Raw genomic sequence first — 24,661 nt, 5'->3', positions numbered from 1 at the left:
TGATTAATGTAAATAACCTTTTATGTACCGAACCCATACTTGCGGAGAGCTCACGCTTGCCCATAAGGGCTTAACCGTCACCCTTTCAGGCTGGATGCAACGTTCCAGAGATCTTGGTGGTATGACCTTCGTTGATTTACGCGACCGCTATGGCATCACCCAACTGGTCTTTAACATGGAAACCAACAGCGTACTTTGCCTGGAAGCACGTAAATTAGGCAGGGAATATGTCATCAAAGCAAGCGGCAAAGTCACCGAACGTAGCAACAAGAATCTTAAAATGCCAACAGGTGAGGTTGAAATTATTGTAGAGGAGTTAATAATTTTGAACCCTGCTAAGACCCCACCCTTCACTATCGAAGACCATACTGATGGTGGTGAAGAGTTGCGCATGAAATACCGCTATCTTGATTTACGTCGTACTCCTAACCGTAAAAACCTGGAACTACGACATACCATGGCGATGGAAACACGCCGGTATCTCAGCGATAAAGGATTTATTGAAATTGAGACCCCATTTCTGATTAAATCTACACCTGAAGGCGCTCGTGACTTTGTGGTGCCATCACGTGTTAATGCCGGGCAGTTTTATGCTTTGCCGCAGTCTCCTCAAACTTTCAAGCAGATCCTCATGGTTGCAGGCTATGATCGCTATTTCCAGCTTGTAAGATGCTTTCGTGATGAAGACCTGCGTGCTGACCGCCAGCCTGAATTTACTCAGATCGACTGTGAAATGGCCTTCGTCGAACAAAATGATGTCCTCAGTACATTTGAAGGCTTATCCAAGCATCTATTCAGAACTATAAAAAATTGTGACATGGGCGATTTCCCAAGGATGTCGTACCAGGATGCTATGGCGCATTTTGGTTCCGACAAACCAGATATCCGCTTCGACATGAGGTTCGTCGAGCTGAATGACCTGGTAAAGGGAAAAGGTTTCAGGGTCTTTGATGAGGGCGAGCTGATTGTTGGCATATGTGCTGAAAGGTGCGGGGAATATACGCGTAAACAGCTTGATGAACTCACGGAATTCGTCACTCGTCCCCAAATAGGTGCCAAGAGACTGCTTTCTGTTAAATATAGTTCGGATGGGACTTTTAAATCATCTCTTGAAAAATTTTTCACGCAGGATGAATTTAAAATTTGGGCTGAGCGCTTTCATGCCAAGCCTAATGACCTGATGCTGATCATGGCCGGGGAAAGCAAGAGTACACGCAAAGCTCTTAATGAGCTTCGTCTTGAGATGGGCAACCGTTTGGGATTACGGACACCTGGGGTATTCAAGCCCCTGTGGGTGGTGGATTTTCCTCTGCTTGAATGGGACAACGATACCAGTCGGTGGTATGCTATGCATCACCCTTTCACATCACCAAAACCTGAGGATATTCCTTTATTGAGTTCTGATCCTGGCGCTGTAAGGGCCAATGCCTATGACATGGTCATAAACGGTGTGGAAATAGGAGGTGGATCTATCCGTATCCATAATAAGAATTTACAGAAGATGATGTTTAAGGTTTTAGGTTTTACGGATGACCAGGCTCAGGAGCAATTCGGTTTTCTGATGAACGCTTTTGAATATGGAGCTCCACCACATGGTGGCATTGCTTTTGGTTTTGACCGGTGGGTTGCCATATTTGCCGGGATTGACTCTATACGTGACTGTATGGCTTTCCCTAAAAATAATGCCGGCAGGGATGTCATGATTGATTCACCATCGGCAATCAGTGAGGAACAGTTGAAAGAACTGCATATAAAGCTGGATATGTGACGCATCCCCGGAGGTGAAACAATCGACATATGACATCCCATACAATTGAAATCATGTCCCCTGTTGGCTCCTACGAGTCACTCATGGCTGCGATACAAAGCGGAGCCAATTCTGTATATTTTGGCATCGGTAATCTCAACATGAGGGCGCGATCCTCACAAAACTTTACACTCCGTGACCTAGCTAAAATATCTTCCGTGTGTCAGCAACGCAATGTCCGGTCATATATCACACTTAATGCAGTCATTTACGACAAGGAGTTGGCACGTATGAGGGCGATTATTGATGCAGCAAAACGTAATGGGATTACCGCAATTATTGCTTCCGACCTGGCAGTAATGGAATATGCCAGGCAGGCTTCAATGGAAGTCCATATGTCTACTCAAACCAATATTACCAATATTGAGGCGGTAAGATTCTATGCAAGGTATGCTGATGTCATCGTCACTGCACGGGAACTCAGCCTTGTCCAGGTAGCTTCAATCATTCGCAGGATCAAAAAGGATCGGATCACAGGGCCATCAGGCAGGCTGTTACAGGTTGAAATATTTGCCCATGGTGCCTTGTGCATGGCCATTTCAGGCAAGTGCTATTTGAGCCTCGACAATTACAATGCCTCAGCCAACCGTGGATCCTGCTACCAGCTATGCCGCAGACCTTACCGCGTCTTCGATACCGACGGTGAAGTAGAAATGGTTGTTGACAATAAATTCATTATGTCGCCCAGAGATCTTAAGACAATTGGTTTTTTGGATAAAATCATAAAAGCTGGTGTAACAGTTTTGAAAATCGAGGGACGTGGACGCTCACCTGAGTATGTAAAAACCGTCACACAGTGTTATCGTGAAGCGATAGATGCCTGTTTTAGCGGGAGATATACTCCTTCGAATATTGAAAGATGGAACCAACGCCTTGCAACCGTTTATAACCGTGGTTTCTGGGATGGCTATTACCTTGGCCGGAAAGTTGGTGAATGGCACAACCAGGAGGGATCCATTGCCACAAAACGCAAAACCTTTCTGGGTAAAGTGGTGAATTATTATGTTAAAATCGGTGTCGCTGAAGTGAAAATTGAAAACAAGTCCCTGCATATCGGCGATGAGATACTAATCATCGGGCCGACAACAGGTGTTGTTGAGGATAATATTACCGAAATACGTATAGGAAATAACCAGTTAACCAGCGAAGCCAGAAAGGGAGATACATGCTCCTTCCCGATCGGAAATCCTGTCCGTCGTTCAGACAAGGTATATCTGGTTAATCGGCATCAGCAGCAACAGTCAGTGCAAAGCCAGTACCGTGTATATTTTTAATCTTAATTCGTCTGTCCTTTCTGAGGATCTTTCGCAGTCGGGATATAAAAACATCGAGACTACGGCTGAGGTAATAACTGTCGTTCCCCCAAACCGATATTAATATATCCTCCCTCTTTAACACCCTATTCCGGTTTTCATTTAAGAATTTAAGAAGATCAGCTTCTTTCTGTGTTAACCGGATTTGTTCCCCCTTTAAATTCAACAGCTGATTTTTATAATCGAAAATGAAAGATCCTATTCTCAAAGGTGAAAAACATTCAGAATGCTCTTCTTTGACGCGGTTTCTCCTAAGGAAGATTTCGATTTTCAGTACCAATTCCTCAATATTAAAAGGTTTTGTCATATAATCGTCCCCGCCTATTGTCAATCCCTTGATACGGTCTTCTTTCATTGTTTTAGCCGTCAGAAAAATGATCGGTATATGATGGTCCATATCTCTGATTTTTGTAGCAACTGTAAATCCATCGATTTTAGGGAGCATAATGTCGATTATGCAGATATCAAAATGGTTCCTGATAAAGAGATCTATTGCCTGCTCCCCATCTTCGCAGCAGGTTATATTATATCCCATTAGCTCTAGATTATCTTTGGTGACAAAACTCAGATAACGATCATCTTCAACGTACAGAATATGTGCTTTTTTTTGCATTTCCAGAATGTTTATTTTCAATCAGGATGGTAAAAATGCTACCTATTCCAATCTGGCTTATAACGTGAATTTTCCATTTATGCGAATCAATAATATTTTTTACATAATTCAATCCCAGGCCGAAGCCTTTTACAGTATGAACATCTCCGGTCGGGATCCTGAAGAACCTCTCAAAGATCTTGTTAAGGTATTGTTTTTCAATACCCCTGCCATTATCCATGACTGAAATAAAATGGGCATTCTTTTTATTACCGGCTACGACATGAATGACAGGATCTGTGTCACAATATTTTACTGCATTATCCAACAAATTATAAATAACATTGGAAAGATGAAGTTTGTCACCATGAAAATAAATCGAATTTACCGGAAGTTCACAGTTAATGGTCATATTTATTTGTGCCTGATTCATTTTAAAGTTACTGACCACATGTGTAATCAAATCATGAATTTCAATTTGTTCCAGTTTTAATTTAATGGAACTTTTATCACTACCTGCTTCCTGAAGTACTTTTTGGATATGATGCTCAAGCCGGGCATTTTGTTCACTGATGATTGTGGCGTAATTGTGAAGACGTTGCGGGTCATTGACAATGAGCGGATCAGAAAGAACTCCGGAGGCTATGGCGATGGTGGAAATGGGAGTTTTGAATTCATGTGTCATATTATTAATGAAGTCTTTTTGTACATCGGATAGTTTCCGTTGTTTCAGAATTATAAATAGTGAATATGCAAAAAATGATAGAGCAGTTAGTATAATAAGGGATGAAATGAACCAAATGTTCATATTCTCGATAATATATGTGGTTTTTGTTGGGAAGTTCACCCCAAAATAATAAACCAGCATATCATCTTTCTTAAAGGTCCTGAGATTGCTTGGGGATGTATGATCTGAAACAGGACTGATGTAATTTCCATAGACCATTTCTTTGCTTTCACAGTCGTAAATAGCATATTCATAATCCAATGTGATGTTGCTGTGATCAAATCCGGTTTTTAGAAAATGTTCAAGAATTATGGGATCTATCACATTTTCAACATTCACAATGAAGTAATTAGAAGAAACCTGTTCGACGGGATTACTGAAAGGCAGCTGTGATTTGTTAAATTCTGCCAGTTTCTCAGCTACATCATATAGGGCTATTTTTACACGCTGATTGAATTGTTTCTCACTTGTAAGATAGGTCTGATAGACCCAGAATACCTGGAAAACAATCATGCACACAATGGAGAATGTTCCTAATAATACGACGATTCGTATAGCCCGGTTTTTCATAAGATTAAAATTACATAATTGTTCTATGATTTTACCGGCATTTACATCTCATTAACAAAAATTTACATTTCATTTACATTTATTGAACTATTTTTTATCCTATTATCAGTGTGGCCGGGATAAATTTGTACGTCTGTTTTATTTGACTGATTTATACTTAAAAAAACACCTTATGAAAACAACACGATTTTGCCTATTGTTATCAATGAGTCTTTTTATGTTGACTCATAATTTTGCTCAGAACACAAGTGATTTGCAAGGTGCGACTAATGCATCGAAGATAATCTGGAAATTTGTTGAGTATGATTTTGGCGAGATCAAACAGGGGAGCCCTGTATTAGCTACGTTCGAGTTTAAAAATTCTTCCAATGAGCCTGTACTCATATCAAATGTCAGGTCCTCATGTGGCTGTACGGTGGCCGATTATTCTAAAAAGCCAATACTTCCTGGCGAATCTTCGACCATTTCAATCACTTACAATGCACAAAAAGGCGGAGCTTTTAATAAAACAATCACGGTTTTTTTAAACGAAACCGATCAGCATAAGTTGACCATCAAGGGGATTGTCATGATAAAGGAATAAAAAAATAAAAGAAATTTTATATTTTAAATATTTGATATTCAATCTAATATCACCATTTTTTAATATTTTCAGAACATTTTTTGTAACTTTTCAAAAAAAATCGTTTAAAGGTGTATTACCTTTTGTAATAAATCTGATTAAACTCCAGATTGGGTGAACAACAAAATCTTTAATTCTCTTCTGTTTCGTAATTTTAAGATTTTGGGTTACATAGAGAGCGTGAGGGGTCACGCTCTCTTCTTTTTTAGGAAAAGCTAAAATTATACTGTTTTTGATGAAGCATGAAAAGTGACAGACCAAGATAAAAAAAATTTGAAAACATATATTACCTTTTTGGATTTTTAGGATTAAACCCCGGATTTGGTGAACAACAAAATCTTATTCTCTTCTGTTTCGTAATTTTAAGATTTTGGGTTACAAAAAGAGCGTGTGCGGGTGCACGCTCTTTTCTTTTCATATACTCCATGTCTTTAAATATAGTATATTCAGGATCTGGCCTAACCCGGCACCCGGGCAAGTACGGGGAAGATTGTGAAGGAGTGAATTTTGTGAATATCCAATAACCAAATCCCACTTCAATATTCAATTTACCATGAGAATGACAATGATAAACGAAAAAGATATTCTCCAAAGAGGAATATCGGGATGGATTCAGTATATGATGTGGAGCATACCGGAATCGAACCGGTGACCTCTTGACTGCCAGTCAAACGCTCTAGCCATCTGAGCTAATGCCCCGGCGTGGGTGTGGGTGTCAGTGTGAGTGTGAATATCTCAATTTTGAAATAGGTGTGCAAAGATAGACAAATTACCCTGATTTCCAATTTCTATTTTCTATTTTCTTCTTATCTTGCAGCTTGTAGCTTGAAGCCTCATGAAACGCATTTTTACCGCCATCGATATCCAGCCCTCACCAAACTTTCTGAATATTTTTTATGACCTCAAATCAAAGCTCAGGGATGATAAAATCAAATGGGTAGAAATTGAAAACATACATATCACATTAAAGTTTTTCGGAGAAACACACGAAGAAAAGATCCAGACAATTAGCTTGGCTTTAAAAGATGCAGCCTCCAAATCGCAGCCGTTTGATCTCACCCTCAGCCATGTCGGTGTTTTTGGAGGCTTCTACAAGCCAAGAGTGGTATGGATTGGCATTGAAAGGTCGGAAGAGTTGCTGATTCTTGCCAACAATATCATGACAAATCTTCAAAATATCGGATACTCAGGTGAAGAAGAATTTACACCACACCTGACAATCGGCAGGATTAAGTATATCACTGATAAAAGATATTTTTCGCAGGTGATTGAAAAACAAAAGGATGTTTTCATTCAGAAATCTTCTGTTGAAAACATCCATCTATACGAGAGCATTCTCCGTTCGGAAGGACCGATTTATTCGGCAATTAAATCGTTTCCGCTGTTTAAATAAAGTCGGCAGTTGGCAGTAACCAGTAAATTATTAGTTGACCTGATGCATCCTGCTGACTGTCGACTGCCTACTGCCGACTAATTACTTTTCCCCGCCTGTTGTCTTATTTTTACCAAGAAAATGGCTGACAACAAGGGCCACACCTCCAAAGAGAAATATCATCGAAAAATATGCTGCCTCTTCGCTCATTGCGCCGCTTTCGGCGAGCCAGTTTGCAAGAATCAAACCAATGCCGATTGCAACAAGGAACAAACCCCATTTAAGATTCGTCTGAGAACGGGATTCAGTCTTGAAGGTGTCGGGAGTAATTCCTTTATCCATCATATACATACGCTCTTTGCGGCGGCTGACAATATATACAATGCCGAAAATCATTGCAAAGACACTGATGGGAACCATGAATTCTGTCATGTTAATTATTTTTTAAGTTCAACATTAATTTTAGTATCCATTCATTTGACGCAGGTGATATATGCAGGTTACAAATTAGACATCTGATTCGTCATAAAATTATTTTTATTAATGAGACTCAAATTTTACAAACAAAGTGCAGTAAAATTTGTAAGTCGAATTAATCCCGACTGCGAAGCGAGTCGGGATCGGTTAAATACTCCGCAGCTTGCTGCGGAATTTGAGTCCAGAGCAAGCCCTGGACATTAATTCCACCCCAAGGGACGGGGAATCTGACCAGGATCCCGATTTCACCTCGTTCATCGGGATCAATGAGACTCAATTTTTTCTTCACTGCGCTCGAAAAAATTGAGTCTCATTGATTAAAATCCTATCAGCAGAAAAGTTCTATTTGGTACTAACTTGCGTAAGAGTCTGTCAATAAGTACTAATGATATGACACCAATAATGATAATCAGGGGAATTTTTGATGTACCAAAGAATGAGAAGAAGGAAAGGATGCCTTCGAAGGTGGATTTAAAATAACCCAGCAGCTGCTGGTATTGCCTGGCATCCATTTTTTCCGGGCTAAAGTCAAGACTGGCTATTGACCAGTGCGAAAAGAAAAGGAGCCAGATCAACCCTGCAAAGCCGAAAGCGACGAATAACCACGTTTTCATTGTGATCAGCCGTGAAGTACCGATTGTATCATATACTGCTTCGGCCTGAATCTTTTCCATTATCTTTCCGGTAAAGTCTGAAGGTGCTTTTTCTATTCCTGTCTTTTTAAAAAGGTCTTTCAGAAAATCATCATTATGTTTTGTGAAATCGTTCATTTGGGCTTTTAGTTAAGAATTCTTTTAAAGGATTCGTTAAGCTCAGCATAAAGTCTTTTTCGTATCCTGTGCAACCTGACCTTGACATTGACGTTTGTCAGCCCGGTGATTTGGGATATCTCCTCAACCGGGCAGTCCTCAATATAAAATAACGTAATAATCGTATAATCTATTACTGGCAGCTTTTCAAGGGCATTATTGAGCAGTATGCGTTGTTCATCATCGCTTAGTGCCCTAATGTCTTCATGGATCTCATCGGTTGTAAAATTCTCCACGATATCATCATCAAGGGTAATGGTTTCAGTTTTTCTTTTTCTCATCCTGCTGATGGCTGTGTTGTATACGATACGGAATAGCCATGTTGAAAACCTGGATTCTTGCCTGAAGCTCCTGAGAGAATGGAAGGCCTTCACAAAAGCATCCTGGGCGATCTCTTCGGCATCTTCACGGTTGCGTGTAATTTTAAGGGCCATGCTGTAAGCCATATCTTTATGCTTTTCAACCAGATGGGCATAGGCTGCGGTATCCCCTGCGAGAACATGTTTAATGATTATGCGGTCATCCGGGAGTTCCATGTAGCAGTTAGACGATTAAGTTACACTTTGGTTACAGGATGGGAAGTTATCGATTACATATGTTAGTTTTAAGTCGCCAGTCAGCAGTCACCAGTCAGCGAAAAATTATAATATTTGGTGAATCCCTATGACAAACTGCCGACTGCCGACTTTATCAATTATTGCTTTTTAATAACAATCTCCGGTGTTGTGACTGTATTACTTTCATGTAATGCCCTATCCTTAATAAAGACTTCAAACCGGATGGTATCATATGGAGAGTCGTAATTATTTATAAATATTGTATCCTGGATAATCCCCTTAATGGCTTTATTGCGACCCGGAGGCGTCAGCACAGGTATGCGGGCATTCATATCCAGTGTGTCAATCATTTGTGTATATTCATTAAAATAGGTAATAAAAACCTCTTTAAAAACACCGTTTTGTTTTTCATAATACTTCATGAAGAAGTTATAATCATATGGGGGTAGGGTATCTCCCTGGGATAGTCCAATATCGCCATCGCCATCGGTATAGGAAATTTCCAGGACGCCGCGGTTATCGATGCCGGAACCATCAATGATTTTAACAAAACTACTAAAAGCAATCTGCGGTTCAACAGGAAATTCTTCCTTTTTCATGCAGCCCGAAAAAGTGAAGACGAAAGAGAGCAGGAGAAATAGATGTAACTTTGAAAATGTTTTCATTGATCGCGTGATTTGATCTCCGAAGATTGCAAAGGTACTTAATATTGCATCGCGAACAAACAATAACTCTGCCATACAATGTCTTTACCGGATGAATTGAAAGGCCGAATATTCAACTCTTTTTCTTCTGAAGAGATTAACGCATTGATCATTGAAATATTTCGTTTTCAGTATACAAATAATCTGATTTACAGGCGTTATGTTGATACCTTGCGTATACCCATTGATAAAGTCCGGACTCCGGAACAGGTTCCCTTCCTGCCTGTAGAATTTTTCAAGAGCCACCGTATTGTCAGCGGAGATCAGGATCATCAGGTTATTTTCACCAGCAGCGGTACCACAGGGTCTCAGATATCCCGACACCATATTTGTGATATTACTATATACAATACAAGTCTTTTAAGGGGTTTTGAATATTTCTATGGTCCGGCCAGAGATTATACTTTACTGGCTCTGCTTCCTTCATATCTCGAACGTGAAGGATCGTCGCTGGTATATATGGTGAATATTCTTATCCAAAAAACAGGGCACGCTTTAAGTGGATTTTATTTATATGATACAGAGAAGCTTATTGACAATCTGGTAAAGTTGATGAAGCAGCATCAGAAGGTCATTCTTTTGGGAGCATCGTATGCTTTGCTTGATCTTATTGAAAAGCGGAATTTTGAATTTTCTGATGTGATTATCATGGAGACCGGTGGTATGAAGGGCCGACAAAAGGAGCTTGTCAGGGCAGAACTTCACCGCCGGTTATGTAAGGGCTTTGGTGTTGAGGTCATTCATTCAGAATATGGCATGACAGAGTTATTATCGCAATCATATTCCACGGGTCACGGATTCTTTCGTTGTCCTTCATGGATGAGGGTATGTATTCGAGACATAAATGATCCGCTGACATTAATTGGCGATGAACAAACAGGAGGTATTAACATCATTGACCTGGCTAACCTCTATTCCTGTTCATTCGTAGCCACACAGGACCTTGGGATCACGCACATCGACGGATCATTTGAAGTGCTGGGACGTTTTGATTTCAGCGATATCAGAGGTTGTAACCTGATGATTGTCTGACAGATGTCAATTTTCGGAAGATAAAAATTTAATTTATACTCCGATAATAACCTCAGGCGAATCGTTCAAGGGAGAGTTTACTAGTTTGGAAACCTGATATGCTTCCATCAGCCTGGAAGGGTAAGGTTTCAGGAGTTGCTGCAAGGCATAGTTATCTTGACGATACAACCATTCTTTTTCATGTTCTGGTAGAAGAATGACCGGCATACGCTCATGAATAGGCTTCATGATTACATTGGCTGCAGTTGTGATAATCGCAAAGGAATTGATAATGCGCCCTTCTGTATCTTTCCATGAATCCCAAATACCTGCCATTGCAAAAAGCCCATGATCTTTCGTGACGATCCGGTAGGGTGTTTTACCGGAGGATTCCTTTTTCCATTCATAGAATCCATCGCCGGGCACGAGACATCTCTTATGCCGGAATGGATTTTTGAACGAAGTCTTTTCCAGAATTGTCTCTGCTTTGGCATTAATCATCCGGTTGCCGATCGACATATCCTGAGCCCAGAACGGAATCAATCCCCAGCGATAAAAACTCAGTTTGCCCGGATCAGCATTTGAAATGACTGCGAGATTCTGTGACGGAGCACAATTGTACCGGGGTTTGTATGTCCCCTCTTCGATCTCCAGATCAAATCGTTCTTCGATAATTATTTCATTAGGTGAAAACGAAAACCTTCCACACATATATCTTTAATTTTCAAGATGTTTTAATATTTTTTACTCGACTTTATCCAGGTCAATAGTAAGCAGTTCCTCCCAATTTGTCGTAAAACCCTGAGATAACCTTTCCTGTCTCATTTTCCATAGTCTTTGTGTACCCTGAACGGCATATTTGACTTTCCCTTTTCCCATACTGGTATTAATGCTATCAATGATCATCGTCAGTTTTTTTTGTTTCAATCTATCGACATCATCCCATAACGAGCATTGAAACGTTTGTTCAGGAATAATATCCGTGACGATAACTCCGGACTTTTTATATTGGTATCCTTTTCGGAATATTTTCCTCAGGGCCCTAATTGTATGATGGATAAGCTCAGCTGTATTATTTGTAGCGATGGGCAGATGAACAGTCATCCCATTGACATATTGGGGTCCTTTTGCAAACCGATTGGTCATCACAAAGACAGTCAGGGCCTGTGCCAATGACTTTTGTTTACGTAACTTAACAGCAGCTGAAACGATGAATGTTGAAGTAGCCTGTTCGATTTCATCATAATCATCGGTGGGTTTTCCGAATGACCGGGATATACAGATGCCTTTTTTCCCGGAAGGATTGTTGTCAACAGGAAAGCAGGGTATTCCTCTGAGTTCAGTGACCGTTCTTTCACCAACGACACCCATGTATTTTCTGATCCATTTTTCCGGTGAATTTTTCAAGTCCAGGGCTGTAATAATATGATGATGAGTTAAAAATTCGGCATATTGAGGCCCGACTCCCCATATGTCCTTAACAGGGATCATTTGAAGTAAAACATCCGGGTCATGAACTGAAGTCATGTCCAGCAGACCATTCCAGTTTGGATGTTCCTTTGCCAGATGGTTCGCTGCCTTTGCAAGGGTTTTTGTCGGAGCAATACCAATGGTCACAGGAATACCTATCCATTGAAGAACAGTCCTGGCAATCTTGGCGCCATATTCCTGGAGATTAATCCCAATCATATTTGTCAGATCCAGAAAGGCTTCGTCAATTGAATAAATTTCAATTGCAGGGGAGAATTGCGACAAGATGGTCATTACCCGTTGTGAGATATCTCCATATAGAGCATAGTTAGTTGAGAAGACCTGAATATTGTTCTTTTCAAGCACATCTTTTATCTCAAAAGCTGGTACCCCCATTTTAACCCCCAATTTTTTTGCTTCGTCTGACCGGGCTATAATGCAGCCGTCATTATTCGACAGGACAACTAATGGTTTGCCCTCCAGGTGTGGATTGAAAATGCGTTCGCAGGAGGCATAAAAGTTATTGCAGTCGACGAGGGCAAAGGTTTTGGGCATTAGTGCTATATTAAATCAATATCCGGTCGCAGATTGCATGATAGTCAGAAAGCAGGCATGTGGTAACATATTGCTAAATGTCAATCATAATGGATGCCTTTGACCAGCAACCTTATCAAAGTTAATAAAATAATCAGTAAATTAGCATCGAAACCAAATAGTGAATTCATGAAAACATTTGCAGTTGTATTAGCAGGTTGCGGTGTAATGGATGGCGCTGAAATCCATGAAGCCGTCATGACAATTTATGCTATTAAAAAGCAGAATGCCGATTATCAGATTTTTGCTCCTGATATTCAGCAGTACCATGTTATCAATCATATTTCAGGTCAGGTAATGAATGAAACAAGAAATGTACTGGTCGAAGCTGCAAGGATAGCAAGAGGCAAAATCAAGCCGCTGAAGGATTTTAATCCTCATTCTTATGATGCCATCGTCTTCCCCGGAGGTTTTGGTGTAGCCAAGAACTTATGTACATTCGCCGTTGAGGGTGAAAGATGTTCTGTTAATCCGGAGGTTGAGAAAGCCATAAGGGAAATGGTTAAACTGGGAAAACCTGTCGGATTAATGTGCATTTCACCGGTGATTGCTGCAAGATTGTTTGGTGATGTTGAACTGACGATTGGCAGGGATCAGGGATCAGCTTCAGCCATCGTCAAAATGGGAGGGAAACATGTCATCACAACTCATGGAGAGGTAGTGATGGATAAGAAGCGTAAAATCTTTACTACCCCTTGTTATATGCTGGATGCTAATATAGTTCAGATAGCCGAAGGAGCAGAGAATATTATTAAAGCAATAATTAGAGAAATTTAAATTGAGCAAAATCCCACGACTGAAGTCGTGAGTTACAAGTCCCACGACTGAAGTCGTGGGTGATTTAAGGTTATCCTTTTCTTATTAGCCTTACTTTATTAATCCTGGAGGCTGTTGACTGAATGATGTAAAATACGTAAGGGCCAATGGTCATCTGCTCTTTTGGCTGAGGGATGCTGCCATAATGATGAAGAATGAATCCTGCAAGGGTTTCATATTCGTCTGACGCGGGCAGATTCAGATTATATTTTTCATTCAGGTAATCCAGTTCAAGTCTTCCTGAAAAGACATATTCGTTTTCGTTAATTTGTTTATCCAGTAGATCCCCGGAATCATATTCGTCTTCTATTTCACCTAAAATTTCTTCTATAATGTCTTCGATGGTGACCATACCCGATGTGCCGCCGAATTCATCTACAACGACGGCTATGCTTTTATGTTGTTGTATAAATGTCGTAAGTGCCTTTTTAGCCAACATTGTTTCAGGTACAATCATAACCGGATTGGTAATGGATTTGATTTCAGATGGATTTTTGAAAAGATCAAATGCATAGACATAGCCGATAATGTTATCGATAGAACTGTTATAGACCAGGATACGTGAATAGCCTGTTTCAATGAATTTCAGTTTTAGCCTTGTTAAAGTGTCACTATCTTCAATGGCTTCTATTTCGGTTCGGGGCACCATGCATTCACGCAACTTGATATTGCGAAAATCAATCACATTTCTGAACATCTGTATTTCCCGTGGAAGTTCAAGGTCTTTATTAAAGTATGCAAAGTATTCTGCCAGGAAATGATCCAGGTCAACAGGGGTGAAATCATATGTCTGTTTTGACAACTTGACATGGAATATTTTTTTAAGAATGAACTCGGATAATCCAATGAAAAAGAAAATAACCGGATAAAAAAGATAATAGAACAGATATACTGGTACTGCGAGGTAGTTGATAATCGTGTTGGGATTAATACGGAATAAGGCTTTCGGAAGGAATTCAGCGACAATAAGGATAATCAGCGTTGCCATGATGACCTGGATAATGAGGTTAAGGATCTCACCTTGCAGTTTAGAAGGCAGGATGTGCGCGATAAACGGATCGAGGATTGCAGCCATGGCTATGCCATATATAACCAGGGCGATGTTGTTGCCTAACAGCATGGCTCCAATAAAACGGGAGGGTGTCTTATTGAAATCCGACATGATTTGTGCAGAGAGCAATCCCTTGCTTTTATCCAGTTCTACTTTCAATTTGTTAGCTGTGATAAAGGCAATTTCCATTCCCGAGAAGAAGGCGGAAAATAATAGTGTTATGATGACCGTTAACCAGGGGTGCATTCGAAATATCTGTATTATAGTAATACAAAGATTACATACTTCCGTTAGTATTTATCCTGATCAAAGCGTATTTCACCCTTAGCCTTCTTGAGCGTATAGCTATTGAACTGCTCATCGGCCTCCAGCCCATTTTCTCCAAAAATGGTTTTATCCGGAGAAGTGATTTTGACAAATACATCGGAGTAAATGAGTTTTTTTTTCTGATCCCATACCAGATGCTCTGTATTCAGCTTTTCATTCTTTTGATAATTGATGACCTCAACATTATTTTTAGCCTCCATTATTTTTCGTCTTTCAAAGCTTACGCCATAGTCAGCTGTCAGTTGTGATTTGATTTGCATCGCACTGTCATAAAAGATGATTTTGAAGCCTTTCGGGAATTCCATATAAGGATCATTTCCCTCATAACGATTGAGTTGTTGACTTGTAAGTATAAAAGTTATCCTTCCTGAATCGCTTTGAATAACTTGGATTTCCTTAACCGATTCAACGGGCAAAGTGTCTATTCTGGAAAAAAGCCCAACGGTTTTTATATCATTCTCACACGCCTGATAAAAAGGAATAGAGAGTAATACTAAAAGGTTACAGGCAATGTGAGATCGTATAAAATTCCAGGTTCTGATAAAGATTGACATGTTTACGCTGGTCATTTGCTTGCCCTGACGGTAGTGGATTCATTGATCCAGCATCCAACAGAATAGGGATCACCCTCTTTCAGATCATAAAAGAAAATAGTTTCGGTAGAGGGGAAAAAGCTGGAATATGTTGAAATCCGCTCGTTGGCATTGTCTGTAACAGTATTATCGACGTTTTTAGCCTTAATATATTTATCGACAGCTGCCCAGTATGCCACTTTTTTGGTCAGATCATTGTCACCGCATTGGATAGCACTTCGTGCATACAGGTCACCGATGAGGATATAGAAACTCCCGTTATCCGGTTTTATTTCGAGCCCTTTATAGGCAAATGACCGGGCTTTGGGAAAGTCATTGAGGTTTAAATAGATATTAGCAAGGAGCAAGTAAGTGTTCGATTTTTTATTAACATCCTTAAGACTGTCGACTGATGCGAATAAATAAGTGGAAGCTTCCTGGAATTTTTCTTTTCTCAGGTTCATAACACCCATCAGGTATCCAGACTCAGGAGTGGGTTCAAGGTCATATAATTTTTTTGTGGCTTCAAAGAACAGGTCAGAATTCGTACAATTCTTTTTATCAAGGATCCTGGTGATTTTTTTCAGGAGATCAACATTGTCGGGAGTTAGCTTAAATTTTTTTTCATAAATGGACAATAAGTCATCACAAGTGGCAAAGGGTTCAAAAGTGCTCTCAATATTAGCTTTTACATTTTCCCATTCGGTCAATTGTTCGGGATTATCTTTGTTTTTTTCAATATTGTAGTCAATGATCTCACTGATTTTATCATACGTGTCAATGATGACTGAAGAATCAACAGCTCCCTTAACAGCAGAGTTGATGGTAGTATTGAAATAATAGACAAGGACAGGTCCGGTTGTTTCTAATCCTTCGAGTTCGATGGATTTATTAAGAATCTGAAAAGCATCAAAGAATCGATCGGGACTGAGAGTGTAAAGATCGACACCCTTACGGCCAAGAACAAGGCCCTCCCTGCTGGTATTGGAACTGCCGAAATATTTAATACGCTGGTCATAAACCATCATCAGAGTGTCAATATATTGTTGTCTGATACTTTGATTTTTTTCCTTATCAATTATATATTTTAATATAGTCACACCATCCACATAGATATTCTGGCTGGATTCAGGGCAATTAAAAAAAACCCAGTGCCATGGAGTATAAATTGGCACCTCCTGAATGACTCTCTCTTCAAAATTATGATCTTTCCAAATCTTATAATTAATTCTGTATAACGAGAGATTTTCAATGCAGGCTAAACTATCCTGTCCATATTTCTGACCGTACATGGAGGGAAGAGCCAGTATAATGGTCATTAATGTGATGAGCAATGGTCTTTTCATTTTTTAAACATTGTGACAATTATGTATTTCCGACATATTTATTTTGCCGCTCTTACAGTTGTTGTTTCATTTATCCAGCATTCTACCAAATACGTGTCTCCTTCTTTCAGGTCATGAAAAAAATTAGCTTCTGCACTGGGAAATGCTTTCATATATGAGGAAATCCTTTCATCAGCTACATCAGATATTTTAGGATCCACGTTTTTGGCTTTAATATATTTATCAACGGCAGTCCAATAGATTGTTTTCTGAGTGAATTCATCCTCACTGCAATCCTTTGCGCTTGTTGCATACAGATCGCCTATCAGAATGTAAGGATTTCCATCCTTCGGACGCAATTCTACGGATTTAAATGCAAATGACCGTGCTTTGGGGTAATCATTCAGGTTGCGGTACGTATCGGCCAATAACAGGTAACAATCTGCTCTGCTGTTAGTATCTGACATATTGGTGGCGCTGAGCAGGAATTTAGTTGCGTCATTATACTCTTGTTTTTTTATCAGCATGCGACCGATAAAATATGCCGATTCAGGTGTTGGTTCCAGTTTGTATAAATTATTCGTAGCATCGAAATATAACTGTGAATCTGTACAATTCTTTTTATATAACATGCTGGTAATTTTTTTAAGAACCTCAGGGTCTTCTCCCTTTTGGTTGAATTTCTTAGTGTATATGTTAACCAGATCGTTACAGGTGGCAAAAGGTTCAAACATTTGGTCAATATTTGTTTTTACTACTTCGAGTTCAGTAAGTTGTTCAGGATTAGTCTGGTTTTTTAAAATTGTATCAATAATAGTTATTACCTGGTCGTAAGTATCCAATACTATTTCTTTTGGAATTTTGCCATCATTAGCCATTTGCGTTGTTACCATGAAATAATATACCAGCACCGCAGCGGCTGATCCGGCGCCTTGCAGGTCAACAGAACGTTTAAGAATTTTATAGGTTTCTTCGTAGGCAGATGGTTTAAGCTGATAAAGATCTATGCCCTTACGGCCCAGGATTTCACCTTCCTGTGGTTTTTTTTCCTTATAATGTAATGGGAAATATTTGATGCGCTGATCATAGATCATCATCAGTGTATCAATAAATTTTTCTTTTAGTGTATTATCTGTGATGGATTGCGCAAGAAAGTTAAACATTTTAGCACCATCCACATATGTGTTTTCTGTTCCCAGGGGGCAGTATACAAACACCCACCGCCAGTGGATGAGTGCATCATTTAATGCCAGTTTATAATTACTTGACCTCCATTGTTTATAAAATTCCCGATATAAAGAAATCTCCATAACACATTTGGCACTGTCCTGCCCGTATTTTGGTCCCAGGGCACTCTGATTGTTGATCTGAGCATATACTACCTGCGAATAAAAGGACGTGGTGACGATACTTGCTATTAATAACAAGAAGATCCTTTTCATTCTGTTTTCAATTTAGATTTAATAGAATTTAGATTTAATGAACCATCTTTCATAGAGTGCAATCCCAATCGTAAACCTAAAATAATTTTCCCTGATTAGTCCATTATTTTTTGTTCCGCCCTGTCCTACCTCAAGTCCAAGGTTTACAGTCGACATTGTACCTTTAAGTGGCAGACCAACACCAAAAGTCACGCCAAATTCACTAATGGTATTACTTCTGAGTTTCAGGTATGTTTTATCAAACCGGAAACCGAATCTGTAGGCTATTCTTTCCCAATACTTTGAAACACCTTCAGAAAAAGGTTTATATTGTCCGCCGAATGAAATGCGCATACTGTTATCAAGTGAATCGGAATGGCCATAAGAAGAATACTTTTTCCAGTTTTGCCAGAAAAATTCAGCGCCAACCAGCCATTGTGTGCCATTTTGGATCACAGATCCAACACCGATGCTGTATGGGACATTCAGGGTTCCTTTTTCGCCTGGCTTATAAACGATAGTATCCTTAATGTATTCAACCTGATCATTACCAGGGAAAAATGTCACAGCCAGGATATCTCTATTGGCATTAAGCTTTGTGGCAGCATTATAAACGACTCCAGTGGTAATAGACAGGTCCTTTTTTAGTTTGAGATGATATTGAAAACCAAAATTGAAAAGAAAGTCATTCACCCTGGTATTATTACTTACCCGGAAGCTCTCCATATAAACGGAGTCAGGAAAGTGAATCACCTTATCATAATCGAGTTTACCGAAAAGATAAGAAGCATTGATACCGGCAGAGAAGTTTCTGAATAATCTGAAAGAATGTCCCCAGTAAACCCGGTTCAGGCCCCCATAACCTTCATAATTATAAGAAATATTACCGATATTATTGAGGTATTTCACCTCCGATACTGCATATCCGAGATAACTATATGGTGTTAGGCCGATACTGTTTTTCCACCATTTGGTGATTGGAAATCCCATTAAAATATATCCCAGTGAAACGTTTTTTAACCTGGCAGTTTGTGTTTCCGTTGATGATTTGACAAAGTCACCAAAAAGGCCGCCTTCAAAAAGGAAGGAGGTTGTATCGATGCCGTTGTATGAAGCAGGATTGGCATAGTTAATATATAATGGATTACTTAGTGCAAAGCTTATGCCCCCCATCGACATGTTGAAGGCCGTCCGGTTATTATATATTTCACCAAGGCCAAAATGAGAATAAGGGGAATTAATATCTACCTGTGCATAAAGAGGCCTGCAAATGACCTGCAGGAACATAAAAAGTAAGAGAAGTCTGTGAAATATATTATTCTTCAAAATTGCTATCCAAAATTATGTTTAAACCTGACAATACAAGATTCGGAAATACAAAGATGTTATATTTTAATCTTTTATCAAAATATTTTGCATCACCACCAGTCAAAATGATCCGGATATCAGAATACTTTTCTCTATATTTTTGCAGTATTCCGTTCACTTCAGCCAGCACTCCATTTAAAACACCCGACAATATTGACTCTGATGTGCTTTGTCCAATGAGCTTTTCAAAGTCCTCTATGGTTACTAACGGAAGTTTTCCGGTGAAAGTATGAAGTGCCTTGAATCTCATTGTGATACCTGGTGATATACCGCCACCAATGAAAGCATTCGTATTGTCGATAAAATCGTAAGTTATGCAGGTACCGGCATCAATGATGAGTACATGCTGGTCACGGAACATATCATTAGCAGCAACGGCGGCAGCAAGCCGGTCTTTACCGAGGGTCAGAGGGCTTAGATAGTTATTTTTAATAGGAAGAGGAGTATTCTCATCAAGTTCAATAAAATGAAACCGGCTCTGTAAATACTCCTTGAGAGAAGGAGAATAATCCCTGACAGCTGAAATGATAGCGGAGGTGACGTCAGGAGTATCTTTCATGAAATTCTGGAGGGTATGTGCATCAAGATTTTCGCGTTCCCTGATATCTAGCAGCTGGTTTTTGTCAAATACAGCTATTTTAACACGTGTGTTACCGTAATCAATGACAAGCTTCATGAGATAAAATGCTTCAGAAAAGTGTGCAAAGATACATTGTATCAGGGAAACTTAAATGTTTTTTTTGAATTATTTTAATTTTGAAAAATCTTCTTTATCTTTGGCCTCCCAAATTATGGTACCATAGCTCAGATGGTAGAGCAACGGACTGAAAATCCGTGTGTCCCTGGTTCAATTCCAGGTGGTACCACAGGAAGCGTTAAACCTTTAAAGTGAAAAATTTCAAATATTTCATTTTTAACGATTTAATGGCTTTTAAAAGTAACATCTGAGCACCTGATTTCAATGTCTTTTGGCAATTCGCTTACTTAATTGCTTACTTAATTATTGCCAAAATGACTACTATTACTATTAAAATCGTTCTTAAGCCTGATTACATTCGGAAAGACGGCACTAAGAATGTACGTCTCAGATTATGGTTAAATCGCAGGGCTCATTATTTCACACTAAACATATTTGTTAAACCTGATGACTTCAAAAATGGCAGGGTACGAAAATCCGATCCTGATCATTTTCGTAAGAATATGCTGTTGGATAAAGCAGAAAATAAGGCTAATAATATCCTGTTTGACTTACAAGTGAAGGATATCCCTATCACAGCATCAAATTTTGAACAGCATTTTATTAATGATTCCTTTGGCAGTAAGTCATTTTTTGAATTTGCAGAATCTGAATTAAAGTCATTAAAGGATATCCTGGCTCCCGCCACAATGAAAAGTTATCAATCTCAGATCAATAAGCTGAAAGATTATCGATCTGAATTGTTATTTAATGATCTTAATCATTCATTTATCCAGGCTTATTATGGATATTTGATCAGTGACCAGCTTAATAATGAAAACACGGCTAATAAGTCCCTACGTGTTCTGAGAGTCATTTTAAACAAAGCTATTAATCAGGGCATGGTTAAAGAGAATGTTTTCAATAAATTCAGGTTAGGTAAAACTACCAGCAACCGGCAGGCATTAACAAGGCATGAATTACTGAATTTAGAGGAGCTTTATGAATCTGGTAAATTACCACGGAGTAAATCAAATGTGCTTAAGTACTTTTTATTTGCCTGCTTTACCGGATTAAGATACCAGGATTTAAGGGATTTGAGATTCAATCAGATTAGTGAAAACATTCTTACAGTTGTAATGCATAAGACCAAAGATCAAGTGAGGATCCCTTTGATCAGTCAGTCCTTAAAGCTTATAGATCATAGTCCCTCCTTCACTAATCAAAAAGTTTTTAAGGTATTAACTGGCCAGGCAACTAATAGGTATCTAAAGGATATAATATCAGGAGCAAAGATATCTAAAGAGATAAGCTTCCATTGTGCCAGGCATTCATTTGCCACAATTGGAATTGACTTAGGGATCCCTATTGACGTTATCGGTAAGATTCTTGGCCATAAAAATTTGAAAACGACTCAGATTTACACGAAATATTCTGATCAGGTTAAAGTAAGGGAAATGGATAAATGGGAGAAACTATGAATTATATCCAGGTGGTATCTTTAATCATTCCGACTTTTTCGGAGAGAATGTATCGATATCCTCAATTTTTAAATCTAAACTCTCAAAGATTTTGTCTCTAAAGTAAAGAGCTGCGATAAGCAAAATTATTGAAACCTCTTGACCGGTTAAAAAAGCAGCTTGTTCGATTTTATTTTTAATTTCTTCTTTGTTTCGTAAATTACTGAACTCTTCAATAAGGAGACTTTCAGCGACATAAGCATTTGGAGGACTTGCAAGTTTTACCTTTTGGGTAATTTCTTCAATATAAGGCGCTACGATTTCTCCAATTTTGGAATCCTTGAAAACTTTTAATCCCATTTCATTAAGTTTTCTTGGAGATTGAGAAGTACTGAACCTGCTCATAAGAATAGCAAAAACTGAATCTTTTATTGGCATTAAAGGCTGAATACTTTCACGAATTTCCTTAATATCAGTGTGAATTCCATCAATAGTATTATCAATTCGTCCAATATCCTCTTTAATGTCAATAGTTTTTTGGCCAATACCTCCTATCTTCTCGAAAAGTTTATAGCCACCCCCGAGTATAACTATAACAAGCGCACAAATCGCCACGATAGTGGGAGTATCTATTTGTAAGATAATTAAGTTGTCCATAATAACTACCTCTTTAGTACTTTTAACGTATAAAGGGGCACAAAGTTATGAAGAATAAGGAATAGTTTTACGCACACAAAACTTATATGAAGTAAAAATAGTACTTAAAAATATCTTATGCAACAAAATTCTGAAATATTTTCAGTTTGTAAACAAGTGCACTTAATACATAATTCTTCCGCCTCAAAATAAGGCCCTACAATGCACGATCTTTTTTATTTGATGGTATTATTCTCCCTGATCAGGTCAAAATCCTGACAAGCTGACAGGAATTATATGAATAAAGCTTATGATATTACTTCATTTTTTTAATAGCCGCTTCGACTGCTTTTGTTTTCTATTATTCAAATGTTAAAAAATTTATCAAATACCTTCATCTGATCCCTCTTTCTCCCTTCAGATATATGTGCATAAACCATGGTTTGCGTTATGGATGAATGCCCAAGTAATTTTTGAAGGGTGGTAAGATCATTTGTTTTCTCCAGGAAGAGCGTAGCGAAAGTATGCCTGGCCATGTGGAAATGGAGATCCTTTTTGATACCAATTAATTTAGCTGCTGTCTTAAGGTGTATATTTGTTTTCTGATCATAGAAAGTGGAGAATATTTTACCGGATATCTTATGAGGTCCTTCATCGGATATTAGTTTCAAGGCCGACTTTGAAAGTGGGATAGTAATAGCTTCATTATTGACATTTTTCAGCTTATGGGGAACAATAACAATTGTATTATTTAATATTTGCTGATATTCGAGACGTTTAACATCACTGATACGAAGGCCGGTAAAACAGGAAAAAAGGAAATAACGCAATACCTTTCTGAGGTGGAGTGGGGCTTCCTTACGCTTGTATAAAGCTATTAATAGTTCGAGTTCTTTTTCGGTGAGAAATGATATCCTGCTGCTTCCATGCCTTATACGGAATGATTTAAAGGGATTCTCCCTGATAAGCTGGCGCTTTTCTGCCCGGGTAAGATAGGAATTGAATTGTTTTAATTTATTGCTGATCGTATTCAATCCATTCTTCTCAGTTACTTTTAAAAATTTTTCATATTGCTCAATAAAGTATCTATCTATTTCAGCGAATATAAGTTTTGGTTTAAATTTTTTCAATGAATGCAATAGTACGAAGTGATGTTTTATGGTTCCAGGAGATAATAGTCCCTCCCTTTCTCTTATTTCTGATTCCAGCCAGGGGTAGAAGTCGGCATATTTTGAAGGATTGTCATATTCAGTTTTGAATATAGCACGAGTGAGCTCTATCTTCTGTAAACGGTATTTCACCAGGATATTATTGGCCAGAGACCGGCATTGTTCGATTATCAAGTTATAATCATAAGCCCTGGGATGCTTAGCTTTGACCATCTCTTTTTCTTTATCCCATTCATCTGGAGCAACAGAAATATGAGTCGGCACCAATATTCTTTTCTTCATAAGAAAAAATTGAAGGTTGATAGGGGCGGTGCCATCTGTTTTAGTATAATCTTCTCTGATAATGATTCTTATCTTTGGCATTAATCCTGTGAGTTTTTGTGAAATGAGATAGATAAAAACTATACAAATATAAACCAGAGATATCAAATATCATCAGAATTATCAACATCAAGCGTCTCAGCCGTCTCTTTTAATAATTGATTTTTTTGAATAGAATCGAGGTTGAGACCATTAATTAAATCTTTGGAGTCTTCCCATAATTTTTTCAGATTAATTTTTTTGAGACCAAGTTGTTCTGGAGATATATTGGGATTAATAAGATTATCCTTAATACGTAGGTCTTCCGGCCTTATAGCATTCTCATCCCGCTTAGTGCGTAAGGTATGCGCTCTTTCCATACATCGCCTGGTTTCAGTATAGTTACGGGCATCAAGCGCCTTATTTGCCAAATCCTCAAATCGATCTGCATAGTAGCTATCCCACTCTTCGTTTTTAACACCGCTATTCACATTGAAAAATATAACGGCGTCGTTAATCCTACGGCGTGCTGTAGTGAAGCTTAGCTTATCTTCTTTGAATTCACCCATAAGCTGGAGGGCTACTGAGCGTAAACTGCTCTTGATCTGCAATAATTCAAAGGACCGGTCCAGGTGTATGATGTACCGCTGGACATCAGTAGGGATAATTTTTGAGGTTTTAGTTTCCCGGAATTCCTGAATAACTTCTATGGGAATAGTATCCAGATCTTTAATCGTTGCCATTGTATTATAGTTTTTAATTAATGTTTATTTTTCATTAGTGATGCGTTAATATTTCTTTGAAATTAAATAAGTTAAGTTGTTCTTTGACATTTTGTTTGATTTGTGTTTTGGTAAGTAGCTCATTTATTGGAGTTTTGGCAAAAATAGAAATACCTAAAATCTGCATCATTTC

At 38.7% G+C, this 24,661-nt stretch carries 24 protein-coding genes and 2 tRNA genes; 8 read left to right on the top strand and 18 right to left on the bottom strand.

The annotated features are described in order from the left end of the window. Positions 1-22: 22 nt before the first annotated feature. Positions 23-1,768, top strand: a complete 1,746-nt coding sequence (gene aspS, locus NT175_08010) for an aspartate--tRNA ligase (protein ID MCX6234651.1) — start codon at positions 23-25, stop codon at positions 1,766-1,768. A gap of 29 nt (positions 1,769-1,797) precedes the next feature. Further along, positions 1,798-3,081, top strand: coding sequence for a U32 family peptidase (locus NT175_08005; GenBank protein ID MCX6234650.1), 1,284 nt, complete (start codon positions 1,798-1,800; stop codon positions 3,079-3,081). Here the strand turns inward: NT175_08005 and NT175_08000 are convergent. After that, positions 3,026-3,733, bottom strand: coding sequence for a response regulator transcription factor (locus NT175_08000; protein MCX6234649.1), 708 nt, complete (start codon positions 3,731-3,733; stop codon positions 3,026-3,028). The two genes, NT175_08005 and NT175_08000, sit on opposite strands and share 56 nt — an antisense overlap. Then, a complete protein-coding gene (locus NT175_07995; GenBank protein ID MCX6234648.1) occupies positions 3,702-5,009 on the bottom strand; it encodes a HAMP domain-containing sensor histidine kinase in 1,308 nt (435 codons plus the stop codon). Before NT175_07995 ends, NT175_08000 begins: the two co-directional genes overlap by 32 nt. Before the next feature lie 217 nt (positions 5,010-5,226). Between NT175_07995 and NT175_07990 the strand changes: the two genes are divergently transcribed. After that, positions 5,227-5,592: a DUF1573 domain-containing protein gene (locus tag NT175_07990; GenBank protein ID MCX6234647.1), complete on the top strand. Its 366-nt coding sequence runs from the start codon at positions 5,227-5,229 to the stop codon at positions 5,590-5,592. 664 nt (positions 5,593-6,256) lie between these two features. Here NT175_07990 and NT175_07985 read toward each other — a convergent pair. After that, positions 6,257-6,330, bottom strand: a tRNA-Ala gene (locus tag NT175_07985). Positions 6,331-6,466: 136 nt separating this feature from the next. Here NT175_07985 and thpR point away from each other — a divergent pair. Continuing rightward, positions 6,467-7,024, top strand: a complete 558-nt coding sequence (gene thpR / locus NT175_07980) for an RNA 2',3'-cyclic phosphodiesterase (GenBank protein MCX6234646.1) — start codon at positions 6,467-6,469, stop codon at positions 7,022-7,024. Between the two features lie 81 nt (positions 7,025-7,105). Here thpR and NT175_07975 read toward each other — a convergent pair whose 3' ends face one another. The 4 genes from NT175_07975 to NT175_07960 form a co-directional block, all read right to left on the bottom strand. Beyond that, positions 7,106-7,435 carry a DUF6249 domain-containing protein gene (locus NT175_07975; GenBank protein ID MCX6234645.1) on the bottom strand — a complete coding sequence of 110 codons (330 nt, stop codon included), beginning with the start codon at positions 7,433-7,435 and terminating at the stop codon, positions 7,106-7,108. Between the two features lie 362 nt (positions 7,436-7,797). Beyond that, positions 7,798-8,250, bottom strand: coding sequence for a hypothetical protein (locus NT175_07970; protein ID MCX6234644.1), 453 nt, complete (start codon positions 8,248-8,250; stop codon positions 7,798-7,800). A gap of 8 nt (positions 8,251-8,258) precedes the next feature. Beyond that, positions 8,259-8,825: an RNA polymerase sigma factor gene (locus tag NT175_07965; GenBank protein ID MCX6234643.1), complete on the bottom strand. Its 567-nt coding sequence runs from the start codon at positions 8,823-8,825 to the stop codon at positions 8,259-8,261. Between the two features lie 158 nt (positions 8,826-8,983). Further along, on the bottom strand, positions 8,984-9,511 hold the full coding sequence (locus NT175_07960) for a hypothetical protein (GenBank protein MCX6234642.1): 528 nt from the start codon (positions 9,509-9,511) through the stop codon (positions 8,984-8,986). Positions 9,512-9,589: 78 nt separating this feature from the next. Between NT175_07960 and NT175_07955 the strand changes: the two genes are divergently transcribed. Beyond that, positions 9,590-10,582, top strand: a complete 993-nt coding sequence (locus NT175_07955) for an acyl transferase (GenBank protein MCX6234641.1) — start codon at positions 9,590-9,592, stop codon at positions 10,580-10,582. Between the two features lie 33 nt (positions 10,583-10,615). Here the strand turns inward: NT175_07955 and NT175_07950 are convergent, their stop codons facing one another. Further along, positions 10,616-11,272: an SOS response-associated peptidase gene (locus NT175_07950; protein ID MCX6234640.1), complete on the bottom strand. Its 657-nt coding sequence runs from the start codon at positions 11,270-11,272 to the stop codon at positions 10,616-10,618. A gap of 33 nt (positions 11,273-11,305) precedes the next feature. Then, positions 11,306-12,586, bottom strand: a complete 1,281-nt coding sequence (locus NT175_07945; GenBank protein MCX6234639.1) for a Y-family DNA polymerase — start codon at positions 12,584-12,586, stop codon at positions 11,306-11,308. Between the two features lie 168 nt (positions 12,587-12,754). Here NT175_07945 and elbB point away from each other — a divergent pair, with 168 nt between their 5' ends. Beyond that, entirely contained in the window at positions 12,755-13,402 is a 648-nt protein-coding gene (elbB, locus tag NT175_07940) for an isoprenoid biosynthesis glyoxalase ElbB (protein MCX6234638.1), read from the top strand. A 70-nt stretch (positions 13,403-13,472) separates the two neighbouring features. Here the strand turns inward: elbB and NT175_07935 are convergent, their stop codons facing one another. The 6 genes from NT175_07935 to NT175_07910 are packed head-to-tail and all read right to left on the bottom strand — an operon-like array spanning position 13,473 to position 20,181. Continuing rightward, complete coding sequence (locus NT175_07935) at positions 13,473-14,738, bottom strand: hemolysin family protein (GenBank protein ID MCX6234637.1); 1,266 nt, start codon at positions 14,736-14,738, stop codon at positions 13,473-13,475. A gap of 44 nt (positions 14,739-14,782) precedes the next feature. After that, positions 14,783-15,373: an LPS export ABC transporter periplasmic protein LptC gene (lptC, locus tag NT175_07930; protein MCX6234636.1), complete on the bottom strand. Its 591-nt coding sequence runs from the start codon at positions 15,371-15,373 to the stop codon at positions 14,783-14,785. Positions 15,374-15,384: 11 nt separating this feature from the next. After that, positions 15,385-16,737, bottom strand: coding sequence for a hypothetical protein (locus tag NT175_07925; GenBank protein MCX6234635.1), 1,353 nt, complete (start codon positions 16,735-16,737; stop codon positions 15,385-15,387). 38 nt (positions 16,738-16,775) lie between these two features. After that, entirely contained in the window at positions 16,776-18,158 is a 1,383-nt protein-coding gene (locus tag NT175_07920; protein MCX6234634.1) for a tetratricopeptide repeat protein, read from the bottom strand. Between the two features lie 18 nt (positions 18,159-18,176). Further along, complete coding sequence (locus tag NT175_07915; protein MCX6234633.1) at positions 18,177-19,424, bottom strand: hypothetical protein; 1,248 nt, start codon at positions 19,422-19,424, stop codon at positions 18,177-18,179. Positions 19,425-19,452: 28 nt separating this feature from the next. Continuing rightward, positions 19,453-20,181 carry a type III pantothenate kinase gene (locus tag NT175_07910; GenBank protein ID MCX6234632.1) on the bottom strand — a complete coding sequence of 243 codons (729 nt, stop codon included), beginning with the start codon at positions 20,179-20,181 and terminating at the stop codon, positions 19,453-19,455. Positions 20,182-20,298: 117 nt separating this feature from the next. On the opposite strand from NT175_07910, the gene NT175_07905 reads away from it, so the two are divergent. Both NT175_07905 and NT175_07900 read left to right on the top strand, forming a co-directional pair. Beyond that, positions 20,299-20,371 (top strand) — tRNA-Phe (locus NT175_07905). Between the two features lie 145 nt (positions 20,372-20,516). Then, positions 20,517-21,662 (top strand): site-specific integrase, encoded by a 1,146-nt coding sequence (locus tag NT175_07900; protein ID MCX6234631.1) that lies wholly within the window; start codon positions 20,517-20,519, stop codon positions 21,660-21,662. A gap of 24 nt (positions 21,663-21,686) precedes the next feature. Here NT175_07900 and NT175_07895 read toward each other — a convergent pair whose 3' ends face one another. From NT175_07895 to NT175_07885, 3 genes are all read right to left on the bottom strand, one after another. Next, positions 21,687-22,298, bottom strand: coding sequence for a hypothetical protein (locus tag NT175_07895; GenBank protein MCX6234630.1), 612 nt, complete (start codon positions 22,296-22,298; stop codon positions 21,687-21,689). Between the two features lie 344 nt (positions 22,299-22,642). Then, positions 22,643-23,809 (bottom strand): site-specific integrase, encoded by a 1,167-nt coding sequence (locus NT175_07890; GenBank protein MCX6234629.1) that lies wholly within the window; start codon positions 23,807-23,809, stop codon positions 22,643-22,645. 62 nt (positions 23,810-23,871) lie between these two features. Next, on the bottom strand, positions 23,872-24,489 hold the full coding sequence (locus NT175_07885; GenBank protein ID MCX6234628.1) for a hypothetical protein: 618 nt from the start codon (positions 24,487-24,489) through the stop codon (positions 23,872-23,874). Positions 24,490-24,661 lie beyond the last annotated feature (172 nt).

The sequence above is a fragment of the Bacteroidota bacterium genome (assembly GCA_026391695.1).
GTDB lineage: Bacteria > Bacteroidota > Bacteroidia > Bacteroidales > JAGONC01 > JAPLDP01.
Note: the sequence above shows the minus strand (reverse complement) of the source record. Positions and strands in the feature narration are given on the sequence as shown.